Source organism: Halomonas sp. 3D7M, from assembly GCF_014897885.1.
In the GTDB taxonomy this organism is placed as follows: Bacteria; Pseudomonadota; Gammaproteobacteria; order Pseudomonadales; family Halomonadaceae; genus Vreelandella.
In genome coordinates this window covers 13437-31883 of record NZ_JABUZF010000066.1, presented here as the reverse complement: position 1 = coordinate 31883, position 18447 = coordinate 13437, and the positions used below count along the sequence as shown (strand labels likewise).

The 18447-nt window shown below is 50.0% G+C and carries 18 protein-coding genes; 11 read left to right on the top strand and 7 right to left on the bottom strand.

Annotated features, from left to right (window positions below; all coding sequences use genetic code 11):
- Nucleotides 1–343: 343 nt before the first annotated feature.
- Genes guaD through xdhA form a run of 4 tightly spaced genes read right to left on the bottom strand, consistent with a single transcriptional unit; the run spans nt 344 to nt 6392 of the window.
- Nucleotides 344–1657: a guanine deaminase gene (gene guaD, locus INT22_RS02335; protein WP_193059772.1), complete on the bottom strand. Its 1314-nt coding sequence runs from the start codon at nt 1655–1657 to the stop codon at nt 344–346.
- A gap of 1 nt (nt 1658) precedes the next feature.
- The gene (gene xdhC, locus INT22_RS02330) at nt 1659–2531 is read right to left on the bottom strand and encodes a xanthine dehydrogenase accessory protein XdhC (RefSeq protein WP_193059773.1); all 873 of its coding nucleotides are present in this window, start codon (nt 2529–2531) and stop codon (nt 1659–1661) included.
- Nucleotides 2528–4951: a xanthine dehydrogenase molybdopterin binding subunit gene (xdhB, locus tag INT22_RS02325; RefSeq protein WP_193059774.1), complete on the bottom strand. Its 2424-nt coding sequence runs from the start codon at nt 4949–4951 to the stop codon at nt 2528–2530. The genes xdhC and xdhB overlap by 4 nt, the downstream gene beginning before the upstream one ends.
- Nucleotides 4935–6392 carry a xanthine dehydrogenase small subunit gene (xdhA, locus tag INT22_RS02320; protein ID WP_193059775.1) on the bottom strand — a complete coding sequence of 486 codons (1458 nt, stop codon included), beginning with the start codon at nt 6390–6392 and terminating at the stop codon, nt 4935–4937. The genes xdhB and xdhA overlap by 17 nt, the downstream gene beginning before the upstream one ends.
- A 202-nt stretch (nt 6393–6594) precedes the next feature.
- Here xdhA and INT22_RS02315 point away from each other — a divergent pair, with 202 nt between their 5' ends.
- Together INT22_RS02315 and hrpB are read left to right on the top strand one after the other, a co-directional pair.
- Nucleotides 6595–7254 (top strand): TetR family transcriptional regulator C-terminal domain-containing protein, encoded by a 660-nt coding sequence (locus INT22_RS02315; protein WP_089038335.1) that lies wholly within the window; start codon nt 6595–6597, stop codon nt 7252–7254.
- A gap of 20 nt (nt 7255–7274) precedes the next feature.
- Complete coding sequence (hrpB, locus tag INT22_RS02310) at nt 7275–9710, top strand: ATP-dependent helicase HrpB (protein WP_193059776.1); 2436 nt, start codon at nt 7275–7277, stop codon at nt 9708–9710.
- A gap of 41 nt (nt 9711–9751) precedes the next feature.
- Here the strand turns inward: hrpB and INT22_RS02305 are convergent, their stop codons facing one another.
- Nucleotides 9752–9967, bottom strand: a complete 216-nt coding sequence (locus INT22_RS02305) for a hypothetical protein (protein WP_089038333.1) — start codon at nt 9965–9967, stop codon at nt 9752–9754.
- Nucleotides 9968–10068: 101 nt separating this feature from the next.
- Nucleotides 10069–10428 carry a hypothetical protein gene (locus INT22_RS02300; protein WP_193059777.1) on the bottom strand — a complete coding sequence of 120 codons (360 nt, stop codon included), beginning with the start codon at nt 10426–10428 and terminating at the stop codon, nt 10069–10071.
- A gap of 132 nt (nt 10429–10560) precedes the next feature.
- Between INT22_RS02300 and INT22_RS02295 the strand changes: the two genes are divergently transcribed.
- The 5 genes from INT22_RS02295 to INT22_RS02275 all read left to right on the top strand — a co-directional run bounded on the left by INT22_RS02295 (nt 10561) and on the right by INT22_RS02275 (nt 15135).
- On the top strand, nt 10561–10734 hold the full coding sequence (locus INT22_RS02295) for a DUF2970 domain-containing protein (RefSeq protein WP_089038331.1): 174 nt from the start codon (nt 10561–10563) through the stop codon (nt 10732–10734).
- 125 nt (nt 10735–10859) lie between these two features.
- Entirely contained in the window at nt 10860–11975 is a 1116-nt protein-coding gene (gene coxB / locus INT22_RS02290) for a cytochrome c oxidase subunit II (protein WP_089038330.1), read from the top strand.
- 36 nt (nt 11976–12011) lie between these two features.
- Nucleotides 12012–13655: a cytochrome c oxidase subunit I gene (gene ctaD / locus INT22_RS02285; protein ID WP_193059778.1), complete on the top strand. Its 1644-nt coding sequence runs from the start codon at nt 12012–12014 to the stop codon at nt 13653–13655.
- Nucleotides 13656–13690: 35 nt separating this feature from the next.
- On the top strand, nt 13691–14281 hold the full coding sequence (locus INT22_RS02280; protein WP_089038328.1) for a cytochrome c oxidase assembly protein: 591 nt from the start codon (nt 13691–13693) through the stop codon (nt 14279–14281).
- A complete protein-coding gene (locus INT22_RS02275) occupies nt 14278–15135 on the top strand; it encodes a cytochrome c oxidase subunit 3 (protein WP_089038327.1) in 858 nt (285 codons plus the stop codon). Before INT22_RS02280 ends, INT22_RS02275 begins: the two co-directional genes overlap by 4 nt.
- A gap of 4 nt (nt 15136–15139) precedes the next feature.
- Here the strand turns inward: INT22_RS02275 and INT22_RS02270 are convergent, their stop codons facing one another.
- Nucleotides 15140–15331, bottom strand: a complete 192-nt coding sequence (locus tag INT22_RS02270; protein WP_038483896.1) for a DUF2909 domain-containing protein — start codon at nt 15329–15331, stop codon at nt 15140–15142.
- Here INT22_RS02270 and INT22_RS02265 point away from each other — a divergent pair.
- The 4 genes from INT22_RS02265 (at nt 15330) to INT22_RS02250 (ending at nt 18328) form a co-directional block, all read left to right on the top strand.
- Complete coding sequence (locus INT22_RS02265) at nt 15330–16040, top strand: SURF1 family protein (RefSeq protein ID WP_089038326.1); 711 nt, start codon at nt 15330–15332, stop codon at nt 16038–16040. The genes INT22_RS02270 and INT22_RS02265 overlap by 2 nt on opposite strands.
- 10 nt (nt 16041–16050) lie before the next feature.
- Entirely contained in the window at nt 16051–16557 is a 507-nt protein-coding gene (locus INT22_RS02260; RefSeq protein ID WP_193059779.1) for a hypothetical protein, read from the top strand.
- Between the two features lie 55 nt (nt 16558–16612).
- Nucleotides 16613–17704, top strand: a complete 1092-nt coding sequence (locus INT22_RS02255) for a COX15/CtaA family protein (RefSeq protein WP_089038324.1) — start codon at nt 16613–16615, stop codon at nt 17702–17704.
- Nucleotides 17705–17860: 156 nt separating this feature from the next.
- Nucleotides 17861–18328, top strand: coding sequence for a DUF2489 domain-containing protein (locus INT22_RS02250; RefSeq protein ID WP_193059780.1), 468 nt, complete (start codon nt 17861–17863; stop codon nt 18326–18328).
- Nucleotides 18329–18447 lie beyond the last annotated feature (119 nt).

Sequence of the window (18447 nt, the reverse complement as noted above, 5' to 3'; positions counted from 1 at the left end):
GTAGGTCATCGTCAGGCACTTATTGAGAAACCCCGGCCATTTGGTCGGGGTTTTGCTTTTTAGGGGGCTCCCCTGGAGAGTAGCGGAGCGCCGCCCGGATCATCGTCAGGCACTTATTTAACAAAGAACCCAGCCCATCAGCTGGGTTTTTTGTTTTGCGCGAAAGAAAATCAATTAGGGACGTTCCCAAGTCACTGCACCGTCATTCCCAAGCCACTACGCCGTCATTCCCGAGTGGGGTTATCGGGAATCCACCTTGACCTTGGCCTGCAGCAGCCCGAAACCCCAGCCCAACATGGATTCCCGCTAAGGGCCTGCGGGAATGACGAGTTAACTTTGAAAATTAATCCCGTTGGTGCTGGCACTGCCCATTTGACCAAGTTTCATAGATAGCGCGATCATCAGCGAGCATCATCAGCGCAAATAAACGCTCGCCGAGTGTTTTGCTGTGTTGGATACGGCGCTTCAACAGTGATGTCGCATGAGGATCAATGACTACAAAATCAGCCTCGTACGAAGGGGCAAGCTGGCCGATATGGGTATCTAGGGAAAGCGCTTTTGCATTGCCATGGGTTAAACCGTAAAAACCTTGCCATGCGGTAAGAGGCTGTCCCCCTAATTGGCCCACTTGGTAGGCTGCCTTAAGCGTTCCAAACCCTGATAAATCGGTGCCTGCGCCGATATCGCTAGCATAGGTGAATGCCATGCCGGTCTGTTTAGCTGCTTCTCGGTCAAATAATCCGCTGCCTAGGAAAAGATTGGAGCTTGGACAAAAGGCAATATTGGCGCCTCGATCCGCCAAGCGTTTACGCATATCGTTATTCAGATGAATGCCGTGCGCGAAGGTACTGCGAGGGCCGACTAACCCCGCTTCTTCGTAAACGGCTAAGTAGTCGCGGCTACCAGGAAATAATTCAGCTACCCAATCTAATTCCCCACTGTTTTCAGCCAAATGAGTTTGTAGCCAAAGGCTAGAGTCGTTACGCAAGAGGGCGCCGGCAGCATCCATTTGCATTTTGGTAGAGGTGGGCGCAAAGCGTGGCGTGACGCTATAACCTAGTCGGCCATTGCCATGCCAGTCTTGAATAAGTCGCTCACTGTCTGCAATTCCAGACACGCCATCCATTAGGGCGTCAGGCGCGTTGCGATCCATTAATACTTTACCGACCAGCATGCGTAGCTGACGTTTTTGGCAGGCGGTGAAGAACGCATCCACTGAGCCAGGATGGCTTGAGCCAAATACTTGGGCTGTTGTCGTTCCCGCGCGAAGCATTTCATCTAGAAAAGCGTTCGATAGCGCTTCTGCATGCGCATGATTGGCAAAACGGCACTCTTCAGGAAACGTATAGTCATTTAGCCAATCAAGTAGTTGTCGGCCGTAGGAAGCCATGATGTCTAGCTGAACATAGTGAACGTGAGTATCGATAAAGCCGGGCATAATCAACTTGCCGCGATAATCAATAACATGGGCGTCACTTGGCAGTTGATCAGCGAGATCACCATAGTGGCCGACAGCCTGAATATGACTGCCTTTTAGCCACAGTAGCCCATCGCCATAATGCTCTAGGCTACCTGGCTGAGGTAGGTCATCATTACCTGGGTCGCGTGCAAAGCTGACAATTTCAGCGCGGATGAGCGTATCGATTGAGGAATTCATATTAACTCTGAGTCGTTTTCGTATCGTCAACAAGTGCACGTATTGCGTTCGGCTCAAGGCCGCGCATGTCTAGTGAGGCTGGCTTGTCCGTTAGCCAAAGCAGTTCGGTTACCACCGTCAAAGCAATCGCATAGGGGGTTTTGTTGCTAAGTTTAGTGTTATGAATACAGCCAATGGGACTGCGTACACGCTCTATTTCTTCAGCGGTGTAGCCTTCGCGCTGCAGTCGTCCTCGGAAGCTTGCCCATTTGCTATCAGAGCCGATTAATCCTATCGAGGCGATGTCATTGCGCTGTAGTAAAGCGGTGATAAGGGCGTAATCTTCATCATGGTTGTGGGTTAATACCAGTGCATGACAGTAGGGCGGCAGGGCTGAAGTTCCCTCTTGCGCACTGCTCAGCGTATGGCAACTGAGTCGGGATTGCTGCTGATCGCGTTCGTTAAATACATCTGCTCGGCTATCAAACCAGTGTACTTGCCAGGGGAGCGGTTCGCTAAGCTTTACGATCTCTCGTCCGACATGGCCAGCACCAAATAAAGCGATATTGGTAGCGGCACCAGGAAACACTTCCAGCAGCACATTGACATAACCGCCACAGCACTGGCCGCTGCGGCCACCTAGCGAGAATGCCTCTAAGTGAAAGCCTGCGCGGCCTTGCTGTAAAAAGTCTCGAGCAGCATGGATAGTTTGCCACTCGAAAGTGCCTCCACCTAGCGTGTCATAGATCGCCTCTTGGGTGATCACCATGCGTGCGCCGGGCTCACGCGGGGTTGAGCCCGCGCTGGTTACCTGAGTGGCCAACACGTGGGGAACACCGCTACGCTGCAATCGATCGAGTGCAGCGTGCCAAGTTTCTGCTGAGGGCTGTGTCATAGCGCTTTTTCTCTAATTGCGTTTGCAGCCAACATCACTCGCTCAGGGGTTGCGGGAGTGTCGAGATGGGGAGACTGTTGGTAATCGGTTAAGCTTGAAAGCGCATCACGTAGTGCAGACCAAACACAGATACCAAGCATAAACGGTGGCTCACCAACGGCTTTAGAACGATATAGGCTTGCCATGGAATTTGGGTGGCCTTCCAATAGTTCAACGTTAAAAATAGCGGGAAGATCACCAAACGTGGGTATTTTGTAGGTCGCAGGCCCGTCGCTAACCAGCATACCTTTATCGCTCCACTTAAGTTCTTCACTGGTTAGCCAGCCCATTCCCTGGATAAAGCCACCTTCTACTTGGCCAATATCAATGGCAGGGTTTAGCGAATTGCCAACGTCATGTAGCACGTCAACACGGTTAACTAAATATTCGCCGCTCAATGTGTCAACACTCACTTCGGCAACGGCTGCTCCAAACGCGTAATAATAAAAAGGGCGGCCTTGGCCCGTTGCACGGTTGTAATGAATCAATGGTGTCGCATAAAAGCCTTTTTCTGACAGCGAGATGCGATTGAGGTAGGCCGTTTGAACAAGCTCTCCCCAGGGGATGCGACGCTCGCTTTCATTAATCCCAGCAATCAGCATGCCATCTTCCAGGCGCATGCCTTCTCGGTCTAAGCCGCCTTCAAAATGCATCGCGGCAAAGTCGAACAATCTTTCGCGCAATTTACTGGCGGCATCTCGCGCGGCCATGCCATTGAGGTCGGCGCCGCTTGAAGCCGCCGTAGGGGATGTATTGGGTACTTTATCCGTGCGAGTTGCACTAATCCGCACGCTATCTAAATCCAAGCCAAGCTCGCGAGCCACTACCTGACAAATCTTGGTGTGCAGTCCTTGGCCCATTTCGGTGCCGCCGTGATTGATCATGATGCTGCCATCGGTATACACATGCAGCAGCGCACCGGCCTGGTTAAGGTGCTGGGCGGTAAATGAGATGCCAAACTTTACTGGCGTTAGCGCAAGCCCTTTTTTAATGATGGGACTGTTGCTATTAAATGCCTTAATAGCCGCACGGCGCGCCCAGTAATCACTATTGGTTTCCAATGTATCAACCAGCGTATGGAGTAACTGCTTTTGATCCACTGACTGCCCGTAGTGGGTGACGTCTCGCCCGTCGCGATAGAAGTTTCGTTTGCGTATGGTGAGAGGGTCTTCACCGACCTTACGCGCGATATCATCCATTGCAGCTTCGATAATCATCATGCCCTGAGGGCCGCCGAAACCCCGAAAAGCCGTGTTAGAAGCGGTATGGGTCTTAGCTCGGTGACCGGTGACGCGAGCATTGCCTAATGAGTAAGCGTTGTCGGCATGGAACATTGCACGGTCAACAATGGCGTCCGAAAGGTCAGGCGAGTATCCGCAGTCACCAATAACTGTTATGTCTCCCCCCTGGATGATGCCTTGCCGATTAATGGCTAGTCGGTAGCGATTATGAAAGGGGTGTCGCTTACCGGTCGCGCGCATATCATCACTTCGTGGTAGACGTATACGTGTGGCTTTTCCGGTTCTGCGGGCAATAATGGCTGCCATACAAGCCCAAGGAGATGCTTGAGTTTCTTTGCCTCCAAAACCGCCGCCCATTCGGCGTACTTCAACGGTGACAGCATGAAAGGGAATGCCCAGTACTTCAGCGACAAGTTTTTGGGTCTCGCTAGGGTGCTGGTTAGAGGTATGGACAATCACCCCTTCATCTTCGGTAGGCAGAACCAAGCACGCTTGTCCCTCCAGGTAAAAATGTTCCTGTCCGCCGATGAAAAGCTCGCCCTCAACCGTTTGCTCGGCTTGGCGCAGTTCCGCTTGCCAATCGCCTCGCTCTTGAACATGTGTAGGGCGAACCACATCATTGCGTTCGGCAGAAGCAACAGGGTCGAGGCTCGCTGGTTGTTCATCAATACTTAACTGGGCCAGCGTTACCGCTCGGCGAGCAGCCTGAAGCGAGGTAGCCGCAACGGCGAAAATACACTGGCCTGCGTAGCTAATTTCTTGATCAACAAAAATGGGGTCGCCTGGAAAGACAGGGCCGATATCCGTATGACCGGGCACGTCGTGAAAAGTGATGACATCGACAACGCCAGGCGCTTGTTTAACTGCTTCGAGATCAAGCGCGGTCAATGTGCCGTGTGCGACAGGAGATAGCCCCAGAGCTACATGCAGGGCATCTGCCGGTGCTTTGAGGTCATCAATGTAGGCGGCCTTGCCGGTAACGTGTTTTTCAGCGCTTTCATGGAAGCTAGCGGTGCCTGCTTGGCGCTGACCGTGGCTATCGACAGTATGGCGGGCAAGTGGGCCTGACCCTTGGATGTGGTCATGTAACTCTCGACGAGCTCGGCTGCTGTCGCCATCAAGTTTAGTGAGCGTACGCATGGAGCATCACCTCCTGGTTGGGTGACGAAAGCGATAAGTAGAGGCGTTCTAATAGGTTGAGAGCGGCTTGTTCTCGGTAGTATTGGCTACCCCGTACATCGCTCATTGGCTGAAACTCTTCAGCAAGGGCTTGCTGGGCTGCTTGAAAGCTAGCTTTGGAAACGGGCTGGCCCTCTAGCGCAGCTTCTGTTTGACTAGCTCGCTTGGGAGTTGCAGCCATACCGCCAAAGGCAATGCGAACATCCTCCATCACACCCTGATTAACACGGTAGCAAAACGCACCTAATACCGCCGTTATGTCATCCTCGCGTCGTTTAGAAAGCTTCCAGACCCTTAGTGTGGCTGATTCAGCCAGTTGAGGTATAAAAATACGACTGATGACTTCATCAGCAGCCAGCGCTGTTTTTTTATAGTCGATAAAAAAATCACTTAGCAACAGCTGGCGAGTACCGACATGGCTGGTAAGTTCTACCCACGCATTGAGCGCCAGTAGTACAGGTGGCGTATCTCCTATTGGCGAAGCGTTGGCGATGTTTCCGCCGAGCGTTCCCCGGTTACGAACTTGTTGGGAGCCGAGCCTGTGAAGGAGGTGTGCAAACGCAGGAAAGTGACTGCTTAATAAGGGCTCAAGTTGCGAGTACGTAACCCCGGCGCCTACCCACCAACCTGGTTGAGCTTGGAATGTCGCCTCTTCAATTTGGCGCAATTCAGCCACGCGAGTGGTATCAATAAGCTGGTTCAGTGCGGTAAGGCGCTGAGTGCTTTCCAGCCATAGATCTGTTGCGCCAGCCACAAGGCGTGCATCAGGATAGCGATATCTTGCGTCGGCCAACTCAGCCAAGGTGGTTGGCTGTACGAACAGTGGCTCACTCTTTGCGGTTGACTCCGGCACATGAAGCGGGTGACTGGCTGGCTGAGACGCATCGAACCACTGCGGTGCTTCCCAAGAGAAATCTTGCATACTCAATGCGGCGTCACGAATCGGTCGGTATCCCGTGCAGCGGCATAAATTTCCACCTAATGCGGCTTCCAGTGTTTCTGGTGTAAGAGGTGAGGGGCGCTGCTGTTGGTTGGCATGCAAGGTGAACAAGGACATGACAATTCCTGGTGTGCAAAATCCGCACTGGCTGCCATGGCACTCGATCATTGCGCGTTGAGCTGGGTGCAAGTTGCCTTCAGTCGCAAGCCCTTCAACGGTAATAACGTGCTGACCGTGAAGTTGATGAGCCGGGGTAATACACGCGTTGACGCTTAAAAAGCGGCTTTGCGTGTCGCTTGGATTGTTGATTGCGACTGTACAAGCGCCACAATCACCCGATGCGCAGCCCTCTTTTGTGCCAGTGATGCCCAAATGATCACGCAACAGCGTTAGAATGCTGGTGTCAGGGGGTACATGACACTGCTTGGGGGTGCCGTTGAGCAGGAACTCAATCGTAGCCATGCCAAACTCCGTTATGATTGTTCTGACCGATCGGTCAATATTGTTTAGCTTGAGACAAAAGAGCGCACCTTGCAAGAATTTGTTGCTAATGCGGCTGTCTGTGCACTTACACGGCCGGCGTCGATAAACCAATTATATGTAATAAGTCCCATGGGCTGACCATTGGTGCTTATCAAAAGCGCTTATTAAAGGAGCTTAATCAATGACAGCGGATACCGCTAACCATGAAAATGCCAGCAGAGATCGCATTGAACAGACCATACTGAGCGCTGCGGAGCAGGTGTTTTCTCAACATGGTTATCGTGGTGCCAGCCTTCAGGCCATCGCCGATATAGCAGGTCTTCCTAAGGCGAATATTCTCTATTACATGGGCAGTAAGCAGCTGCTTTATGTACGACTGCTTAATCGAATGATGAACCGGTGGAATGCGGTACTTGAAGATATAACACCTGAAAGTGATCCAGCTAAGGTATTAAGCGATTTTATTCGCACCAAGATGATGCTGGGTCAGCGTTACCCCGAAGGTTCAAAGCTATTTGCCGCCGAGATTTTGGCGGGTGCGCCTTTCTTGAGTAATTACCTCTCTGGTGAGCTGAAAGAGTGGGTAGCTTCCCGTGCAGAAATTATTCACCAGTGGTCTCAGCTAGGGAAAATGGATGATGTCGATCCACGCTGGCTTATATTCTTGATTTGGTCGGCTACCCAGCATTACACGGAATACAGTGCGCAGGTAACGGGGATATTAGGGACTGAAGTGCTCAGCGAAACGGATTTCGAGTCTATTTGCCGTTTTCTTGAGCATGTTATTTTGAAAGGATGCGGTATTTCAGCGTCGCATTTATCAAACGACTCATCAGTTTAGCTGCTATGCCCATATTGGCGATGTCTACGCTTCCCATTGAACAGCACCTCAAGCAGATTCAGGCGGCTCTCTCTGAACATAACCGCTTAATCTTAATCGCCCAGCCAGGGGCGGGTAAGACAACCCGCGTTCCGCTGACCTTGCTTAACAGCCAATGGGCGCAGGGCCAGAAGATAGTGTTGTTAGAGCCTCGGCGGGTAGCGGCTCGTTTGGCGGCAAGCTTTATGGCCGCGCAGCTTGATGAGCCTGTCGGTAAGACGGTTGGCTATCGTATGCGAGGGGACAGCAAAGTGGGGCCGCACACACGCTTGGAGGTGGTCACCCAGGGCGTCCTGACGCGTATGTTGCAAGATGATCCGTTGCTCGAAGGCGTCGCCGGTATCATCTTCGATGAGTTTCATGAGCGCAGCATAGAAGCAGATCTTGGGCTGGCGCTATCGCTGGATATTCAGCAAAGCATTCGCGATGACTTACGACTGATGGTGATGTCTGCGACGTTAGATGTTGCTGCTTTAAAAAGCGTATTGGGCAGCGATACATCCGTGATTGAAAGTACGGGGCGTGAATTCCCAATTGAAACGTATTATCGCCCTTTTAGTAGCGAGGAAGCGTTAGACGCTGCCGCTTACCGAGTGGTAACCGAAGCCTTAGCGAATGCCGGTAGCCGCGGCGTGTTGGTGATTTTACCTGGGGTGGCAGAGATAACTCGGCTAGTGCAAATGCTGGAAAATAGCACCTTTGATATTGAGGTGCGCGCTTTACATGGCGGCATGCCTATCGAGGCGCAACAAGCTGCATTGAAGTTACACGAAACTCGCCAGCGGGTGATTGTATCAACCGCCATTGCGGAATCCAGTGTGACAGTTGATGGCGTTAATGTGGTTATTGACGCTGGCTTGGAGCGTGTGCCGTTGTTTCAGCCGCGAACTGGGCTCACTCGACTAACTACCCGGCGTGTCAATCGTGCCAGCGCTGATCAACGTCGTGGTCGTGCAGGGCGGCAGCAGCCGGGTGTATGTTATCGCTTATGGTCTCAAGAGCAGCCACTGGTTGCTTACGGTGAACCTGAGATTGCCCAAGCTGATTTATCAAAACTTGCGCTTGAGGTTGCCGTATGGGGAGCGCGTTCGCCTGAAGAGTTAATTTGGATGACACCACCGCCTAACGGTGCATGGCAAAGTAGCCAGGCTTTGCTTCGTCAGCTTGGTGTTCTTGATGCAGCGGGTTTATTAACACCATTAGGTAAGCAAAGTGCGCGTTGGCCGCTTGAACCTCGTTTAGCGGTCATGCTGTCAAAGGCAGTGTCATTGGATGCATTACCGCTCGCCTGTGCTTTAGCAGCTCTGCTAGAGGGTAGAGAGCGTGTTAGTGGCTCGCTAAGAGATGCGCTGGCTCAGCGGCTCAGCCAACCCTGGCGATTTCCTCAATGGCAACGAGAAACCAAGCGCCTTATGGACATGGCTAGCCTTCAGATTCCACATAAGCTACCGCTTGAGCCGCTTAGCTATCTGCTGGCGATGGCTTACCCGGATCGCGTTGGTCAATTCATCAGTCCAGGTCGGTTCAAGCTGGCCAATGGCAAAACCGCCACGCTTTCCATTAGCCACCCCCTAGCGAATGAAGCATTTATCGTCGCTGTTAGCGTAGAGAGTGCCAGCAGTGAGGCAGCAATTTACCTGGCAGAACCGATTACGCAGGCAGCGCTTATTGACCTTTACCCGGCAACTCAACAGTGGGAGGAGCGTGTTACTTGGTCAGATGCCCAAGGAAAGCTTCTTGGTGAAGCTGTTCAGCGCCATGGTGAACTTGTGTTGGCAAGTCGGCCCTTAGCGGAGTTATCTGGAGAGGCTGTCCAACAGGCGTTGCTGTGCGCATTAAAGCAACGCCCTGCGGCGCTTTTTAATGGCAAGGTTAAGCAATTACAGGGGCGAATGGCGCTAGTGGCGAGTATTTATTCTAACGTATGGCCTGACTGGTCAGAAAACGCGCTATTAGACAGTTTGGATGTATGGCTGGCACCTTACATGACGGGTATAACACGCTTCAGTCAGCTAGAAAAAATGCCATTCCATACCTACTTAATGGCAACGCTCAGTTGGGATGAGCAAACCCATTTTGAGCGTTTAACACCATCGACAATAACGGCTCCTAGCGGTAATCGAGCAGCCATTGATTATGAGCCCTGCCTAACAGGAAGGCCGCCAGTGCTTGCTTTGAAGTTACAGGAAGCGTTTGGCTGGCAGGATACTCCCGCCGTTGCGGACGGTCATGTGCCGGTTGTCATTCATCTGCTTTCACCGGCAAAAAGGCCGCTTCAAGTTACTCAGGATTTACGCAGTTTTTGGTTGAATGGCTACCCAGAGGTGCGTAAAGAGATGCGTGGCCGCTACCCTAAACACCCCTGGCCAGAAGATCCAATTACCGCTCAAGCAACGGCATCTACAAAACGAAGATAACGTTAATAACACCGTTTAAAGAGAAGCCAGATCGAAGAAGGTCATTGCGTTTGCTCTTCAGGTATTTTACCTGGCACGCGATAGCGTACTCCGTCGGCACGCTGCTCTTCATAACGCCGGTTTTCTTCTTCTGGGGGCACGCCAAGCACAGTCTCTTGCGAGCCATCCGGCCAAGTGTAAGTTGTGCAGCCAGTCAACGATACTAAGACCACGGTTATTAACGAGAACAACGAAATAAATCCACGACATTTGGGCATATTAGGCTCCATCACCAGTCAAAAGCTGCTCTTAGCAAAGCGTGCGTAGTGTGAATGGCACGACTGTAAGTCGCAAGCTTAATCCCAAATTGTTAGATTTGTTAGATTTCTTCCCAAAGACTACGTCGAAACTCATGGGAAAGCTGAGATACCTTAGCAAAACGCTCAAGATTAGCATCGGTAAGCGTTTTGACCATTTCTTGGTAATGCTCAGTGAGTTCCTTAGCGCTGCAATTTTCTTTGCCATCAGTCAGGCATATCGTCAGTTTTTCGCTACTTTTAGCGATAGCTTGGAAAAGCTCAGCTTCCAGCTGCATGGCTTCTGTCACGCTCTCAAGCCACGCAATCTGACAACGCACCATTGGCATGGTACTCAATAGGCAGTAATGCTGCCACCAAGCTGCGATATTTTGGTTCGTGTCGTTGATGGATGAGGGCTGCTTTTTGTTTGTATGGTCCATAGTAGGTTCCTATCGAGTTTTTCAATTTGTGAGGCATTCTTCACAGGTTCTCCTATCTTCAACTATAGCTAAAGCTCTGCAGAAGAGTTGTTCATTCAGGCGACGCAATACGTGATAACGAGGAGAGGCGCAATGTGGTCAGTCGTTAAATCAGTACTGTCAGCACTGCTAGGCGTACAAAATGACCTCAAGCGGCAACAGGATTTTTCTAGCGGTAACCCCGCGGCCTTTATTGTGACGGGAATTGTAATCACGCTCGTATTTGTTCTGATCTTGGTCGGGATTGCAGTGATTGCGTCGCGATGAAGCGTTGATACACCTCACGATAGTTGTTCGTGACGAATGCCACATGTTTTCTATACTGACGTTAATCAGTTAATCCTGACCTAATAAAAAGGTTGGCGAGAACAACAATAATAACGGAGGTTCCTATGCATCTATCGTGGCAATGGCTGCTAACCATTACCAGTGCCTTCAGTATCACTCAAGCTCATGCTAATAGCTGGAATATGCCTGTTGGGGTCACCGATATCAGCCAAGATATTTTTGGTCTGCATATGGCGATTTTTTGGGTATGCGTGGTCATTGGGGTGATTGTGTTTGGGGTGATGTTTTACTCACTATTTAAATACAGACACTCAAAAGGGGAAAAAGCGGCGAATTTTCATGAGCACACCTCCGTAGAAATTCTTTGGACCGCTATTCCTATTCTGATTTTGGTTGGAATGGCCGTGCCCGCAACGGCGACGTTGAAGAGTATGTACGACGCTTCAGAAGCTGATCTAGATGTGATGATTACTGGCCAACAATGGCGCTGGCGCTACGAGTACCTTGGTGAAGATGTTGCGTTTACATCAAATATGAGTACACCAACTGAACAAATTCGTGGAGAAAAAGCGAGAGATGAGCACTATTTGTTAGACGTAGATGAGCCATTGGTACTGCCGATCAATCGTAAAGTGCGTTTTTTAATGACGTCAGATGACGTTATTCACTCTTGGTGGGTGCCTGAACTAGCCGTTAAGCAGGATACGATTCCTGGGTTCATCAATGAGAACTGGGTGAAAATTAATGAACCGGGCATCTATCGTGGCCAGTGTGCCGAGCTTTGCGGCGTTAACCACGGGTTTATGCCAGTGGTTGTGCATGCGATGGAAGAAGAAGAGTTCGAAGCATGGTTGGCAGAACGTAAAGAAGCCGCAGAGCAAGAGGCTATGGGGGTTGACCGGGAGTGGGAAATGGAGGATTTGATGGCGAGGGGAGAGACCGTTTATCAGACTATCTGTTCTGCCTGTCACCAAAGCGAAGGTCAGGGGGCGCCACCCGCATTTCCTGCACTAGCCAACAATAATCAACTGATTAGTGATTTAGATTGGCACCTGAATCGGGTTATTAACGGTGTTTCTGGCGCTGCTATGCCGGCATTCCGCAGTACGTTAAATCCTGTCGAAATAGCCGCTGTTGTTACTTATACCCGTAATGCTTGGGGCAATGAGACAGGTGATGTGGTGCAGCCAGCTACGGTGGCCGAACGTATTGCACAATAATTCAAGGTACTAACAATAAATCAGGCGGAGATGCTCATGGCGCCCAAACTACCTCCTCAACACTCGCTGCAACATAGCTCTACTGCAGCGGCTGGCGGTCATTCTCATCACGACCATGCGGCTCAGCCCAAAGGGATACTGCGATGGGTTCTGACAACCAACCATAAAGAAATTGGTTCTCTGTACCTGATCTTTTCTCTCACCATGTTTTTTGTTGGAGGCATATTTGCCCTAGTAGTGAGAGCCGAGCTATTTCAACCTGGTTTGCAGCTTATAGAGCCAGAATTTTTCAACCAAATGACCACCATGCATGGATTAATCATGGTGTTTGCTGCGGTAATGCCAGCGTTTACTGGGCTAGCCAATTGGATGATTCCGCTTCAGATTGGTGCGCCGGATATGGCGCTGCCCAGGCTTAATAACTTTAGTTTCTGGCTGCTTCCGGTGGCGTTTACATTGCTACTTTCTACGCTATTCATGCCGGGCGGTGGGCCTAATTTTGGCTGGACATTTTATGCGCCGTTATCGACGACTTACGCACCTGCCTCCACAACATTCTTTATTTTAGCTCTGCACATTGCAGGTATTAGCTCGATTCTTGGGGCTATAAATATTATTGCGACCATTCTGAATATGCGCGCACCTGGAATGCGCATGATGGATATGCCGCTGTTCGTATGGACATGGTTAATTACGGCTTTTCTATTGATTGCGGTAATGCCTGTACTAGCGGGCGTTATTACCATGATGCTGATGGATATTAACTTCGGTACCAGTTTCTTTGACGCTGCGGGCGGCGGCGATCCAGTGCTTTTCCAGCACTTATTTTGGTTCTTTGGCCATCCTGAAGTTTACATCATGATTTTGCCGGCTTTTGGTATTGTCTCAGCCATTATTCCTACCTTCGCGCGTAAGCCGTTGTTTGGATACGCGTCTATGGTGTATGCCACGGCAGCTATCGCGCTGCTGTCATTTTTAGTGTGGGCACACCATATGTTTATCGTCGGTCTTCCGCTAACAGCGGAGCTATTTTTCATGTACTCGACCATGCTGATCGCCGTGCCCACAGGCGTGAAAGTATTTAATTGGGTGACCACGCTGTTTCGTGGCTCGATCAGTTTTGAACCGCCCATGCTGTTTGCTTTGGCTTTCGTGGTTCTATTCACCATCGGCGGTTTCTCAGGACTAATGTTGGCCATTGCACCTGCGGATTTCCAATACCACGATACCTATTTTGTCGTAGCGCATTTTCATTATGTGCTAGTACCCGGTGCTATTTTTGCCATTATGGCTGGTGTCTATTATTGGCTACCCAAATGGACAGGTTATTATCCTAACGAGCGACTTGCTCAATGCCATTTCTGGTGCTCTATTGTTGGCGTTAATCTAACGTTTTTCCCTATGCATTTCGCAGGCTTGGCGGGCATGCCAAGGCGTATTCCCGACTATGCATTACAATTTGCAGATTTTAATTTGCTCTCCAGCATTGGTGCCTTCTTTTTTGGAGCGTCACAGCTGATGTTTGTATTGGTTGTGGTGATGTGTGTAAGAGGAGGTAAAAAAGCACCTGCAAAAGCTTGGGAAGGCGCAGAAGACCTAGAGTGGAGCGTCCCCAGTCCGGCACCGTTGCACACCTTTGAAACACCGCCAGTATTTAACCGTACCCATCATCATGACTAATTAGCTGTCCATCAGTGAATGGTCTAGGGGGATATATGGCAGTCAATGATACGGTGCAATCAGTTGGGGTTAAACGGACAGTCATTCGTACAGTAGCGGCGTTAATTGGGATGTTTGCCTTTGCATTCGCACTGGTCCCTCTTTATGACGTGTTTTGTAGTGTGACGGGCCTTAATGGCAAAGTGGATACCACGGCTAAAGCCATTATTCATGAAGAAGTTGATCAGTCCCGCTATATCACCGTGCAGTTCATTACCCGAGGTGGCGCGGGGTTACCATGGCGAATGAGCGTCGAAAACCGCCAAATGCGTGTCCACCCAGGCCAAACAGCTGAAGTTGATTTTACGTTTACCAACAACAGTCATGTCGAAAGTTGGGGGCGAGCTGTACCTAGCGTCTCTCCTTCAAGTGCTACGACGCATTTAAGAAAAATAAGCTGTTTCTGTTTCCAAGAGCAGCAGCTTCAAGGGGATGAGCGCTTGACGATTCCTCTGATATTCCAGCTAGCGCGTGACCTTCCTGAGGATATTAATACGATAACGCTGGTGTATACCTTGTACCCGGTTCATCACTTAGTAAAAGACATCTCGAAGAATGACAACAAAACGATAGGGGATTCGATATGAGTGGCGGCTACTATGTTCCTGCAAAGAGTCGATGGCCTATTCTAGGCTCGCTGGCGCTCGGGGCTATGATGGTGGGTACAGGAATTAAGCTTGTGTACGACACGGGTACCCCGTTCATGCTAATCGGTATGGCTTGTGTAATTACCGTCATGGGCTTTTGGTTCAGAGATGTTATTCACGAGTCAATGAGCGGATTGTACGATGCCCAAATGGATCGCTCGTTTCGATGGGGGATGGGCTGGTTTATTTTTTCGGAAGTGATGTTTTTTGCCGCATTTTTTGGCGCCTTATTTTACGTTAGAACGTTTGCTATACCCTGGTTAGGTGGTGAAGGAGCAAAAGGTGTTTCTGCGTTACTTTGGCCTGATTTTGTCGCTCAGTGGCCGTTGTTAAACCCTCCTGATTCGTCGGTGGCTGGCCCGGATAGTGTCTTAAGTCCATGGCAATTGCCGCTCGTCAATACACTAATTTTGGTAACGTCGAGCATTACTTTGACGGTTGCACATGAAGCTTTGAAATTAGGCGAGCGTAAGACGTGCAGAAACTGGCTGGCAGGTACTGTATTGCTGGGCTGCTGTTTTATTATGATTCAGGGCGTCGAATATTATGAAGCGTATAACCATTATGGTATTACGCTTGAGGCAGGAATCTTCGGCGCTACTTTCTTTATTCTAACGGGCTTTCACGGCGTTCATGTCATTATAGGTACGTTAATTTTAACCAGTATGCTGATACGTATACATAAAGGGCACTTTGCCCAAGATCATCATTTTGGTTTTGAAGCATCTTGTTGGTATTGGCACTTTGTAGATGTTGTATGGGTTGGGTTATTTATTTTTGTATACGTTTTCTAATCAATTAGCCTAAATCTCCCGACCAGAAGCCAAACACTAATAAGGCCATGAGTAGACATGTTAACCCAATGCGCCATTTAAGGGATGCTAGTAGCCGTCGCGAGCTGCTGTCATCCTTTAATAAAAAACCTGCGCCAGCCGCTAAACTAGCGACTATTCCAATAAAAACTAGGCCAATGAGCAGCTTTAACCACATGACGAAAACCTCTTTTGGGTCGCAACGTCTATACGTCTGGTGTGTGTTTTGGGGCGTATTAGTTTCGCTAGGTATCTTCCTAGGACTATGGCAGTGGGAGCGTGCCGCTGACAAGCGAGTTTTGTTAGCCGCTCGTCAGGCAGCGCCTTTGGTCAAATCGCCTACTGCTATGCCAGAAGATGGATCTGAGCTGCATTTGCAAGGAGAGTACCTCGCTAATCACACGCTTTATCTGGATAACCGCATTGTAGATGGGCGTCTGGGCGTGGCTGTGTTAACCCCTTTCCGAGACAGTTTTGATCAGTTGTGGCTTATTCAGCGGGGATTTATTGAGACAGGGCCAAGTAGGGCGGCGCCGCAAGCGGATACTCCAGAGGGCAGCGTATCCGTTTCAGGCGAGTGGCAGGTTGCGCGATCCGGTGGACCGCTATATGGCAAAAACAAGGAAGGGGTAAGGCTGCAGCAGATCAGTTTAACCCCGTGGGAATCAACATTGCCGGCCTTCACTTACACCGGCTGGCTACATGCTGACCAGGGTGAGGGGGTGTTTACGCCCTGGTGGGAAGCTAGCGTGATGCCTCCTAGTCGCCATCTTGGCTATGCTTTTCAATGGTGGGGGTTGGCACTTGCTGCGACAGTGGTCATGGTGTTGGGGGGACGTCGCCTGCGCAAAGATAGTCTTACAAAAGATAGCCTTACAGGTTGCTGAGGGGAAAAGCATGGAGCAACGCCAGCCAGTTCGTTATCCGCGAGTTAAGTTGTTGCTGATATTTGCAGCATTCGCGGCGCCTATTGTTACTGCGTGGATGATGTTGACATGGCAAATAGGCATACCTAGTGAAGATACTGCCCATGGTCAAGTGCATGTCAGCGTGCCCGCACTAGATGATTGGCCTCTGAGCGCTCAACCCGAAAAAAATGATGCGTGGACACTCGTGTTTGACTGTACTTCTCTCTGTGATGAGCGCATGGATGAATTGTGGCGTCTGCATCGAGCGTTGGGTCGAGAAGCTCCTCGGTTAGAGCGACTACGAATAGGCGGGAGTGCACAAGAGCTTCCAGGTGAAAAGGTTAGTCGTTGGCTGGCAGAACCTGCATGGCGAGAAGAAAATAGCGTCTGGCTAATGGATCCTTTCGGCAGGCCAGCGTTGTCATTTAATAATGCAGTGCCAGCAGCTGATATTCTCGATGATATACGTCATTTGTTTAAGGTTAATCCGCTATAGCAAACAATATACCGTTACTCTGCATGCTCGACCTCGCAGGTCGTAAGGAAGCAACGTGCCATATTCTACTGAGCGGCGCTTACAATGGCTGAAACGTTTAACCTTGGTCGGCACTGTGCTTACAGCGTTAGTGATTCTAGTTGGCGCATGGACGCGCTTAGTTGACGCTGGTTTGGGGTGCCCAGACTGGCCCGGCTGTTATGGGCGGCTGTTAGTCCCTGATGCCGAGCATGCTGCTCTACAACATCCTGATGTACCTCTTGTGCCTTTTAAAGCATGGGTAGAGATGGCTCATCGGTATGTAGCAAGTTTTTTAGGGCTTATCGTTCTAAGCGTAGTGGCGCTAGGTTTTTCATTGCGCAAGCGTCCAGGGTTTCCATGGAAAGTAAGTATTGCCTTGCTCGTTGTTATTCTGCTTCAAGGCGCGTTTGGCGCTTTTACAGTGACGCTAAAGCTTTGGCCACAAGTGGTTACTTTGCATTTGTTGGGTGGGCTAAGTGTGCTGATGCTGTTTTTTTGGGTGCATCTGCGAATTCGGCTCAGCTTGACAAGGCCTGTACCTACCTCTATCGACCATGCTTCTTTTTCCACACGTTATACCTCTCCATTTAAGAGTGCTAATGCGCTCTGGGTAATCGGCGTGTTGATATTAGTTGTGCAGCTTGCTTTAGGTGGCTGGGTATCCAGCAATTATGCAGGTATTGCCTGCCAAGGATTCCCGACCTGCAATACGCAGTGGTGGCCAGAAATGGATATAAGTGAAGGCTTCCACCTAACACAAACGGTCGGCCCTAATTATTTACATGGCCAGCTACATGCCGATGCACGTACTGCAATTCACGTTATGCATCGTATTGGAGCGCTTGCACTCGGTATTGTCTTGTTGGCGCTATGGTGGCGATATCGTACGGCTGCGTCTGTCGGGCGAGCGCTCACCTTGGTGGTAATTGCTTATTTTGCCCAAGTCGCGCTTGGCATTGCTAATGTGTTGTTGTGGCTTCCACTATGGCTGGCTCTGTTACATACCGCTGGAGCGGTTGCCTTGACCTTGTGTATGGGGTGGGCTGTTTGGTGTTGGAAATATCCTTATAATCAGTATCTTAATGAGGTGAATGATCTAAAGTCATCTCGGGTTCTCTTGACGTAAGGTGGTAACTAGAGGTTTTGCTGAGTCAAAAACAATAGAGGCTATTTGTTGTTGTGCTGTAACAAAGATGAAAAAATTGTGAAAGTGGTATCGTTGGGGAAATAGGGTGTACAATTATCGTCAAGCTTTCTACCTCTCCGTTGTGAAAGGAGCGTTATGAGTTCCACAGGAGCGTTGTTGTTATTCATCGTTGCAATTATTGTCGTTGCAGCCCTTGGTTTTTATGCCTATAAACTTCGCCAAGAGGTTAAGCGTCGAGAAGCGTTTCGGCTGGACGAAGAGCGTCGTGCCCATCAAAACAGCCTGGAAAATCTTGATTTTGTCGTTAGCGCGCTGGTGCAAGAGCAAGTCGACATTACAGAAGGGGCTTGGCGATGCAAAGTGTTGCTTGAGATTATTGATTCTAGCCTAACAGAGCGTCCAGACTTTCAAGCGTTTGCAGAGGTGTACAATCGTACTCGGCATTTAAAAACTCACTCCGCACGTAAGCAATTGACGCCACGAGAGCGAATGCAAGAAGATAAAGAGCGTATTGCTGTTGAGGACGATATGCGTCCAGCCGTACTTGAGGCAGCAAAAAAGGTAATTGAGTGGAGGTCCAAAGGATCTATGGGTCTTCATTAACCCTGTTTAACGAGCATAGGGGGCTATAAGTACGATAACCTATGTTTTTTGACGCTTATGGCGTCAATTTTGCTATGCTGAAAATGTCGGTATTGGCAAGAAGTTGATATCTCGGCATT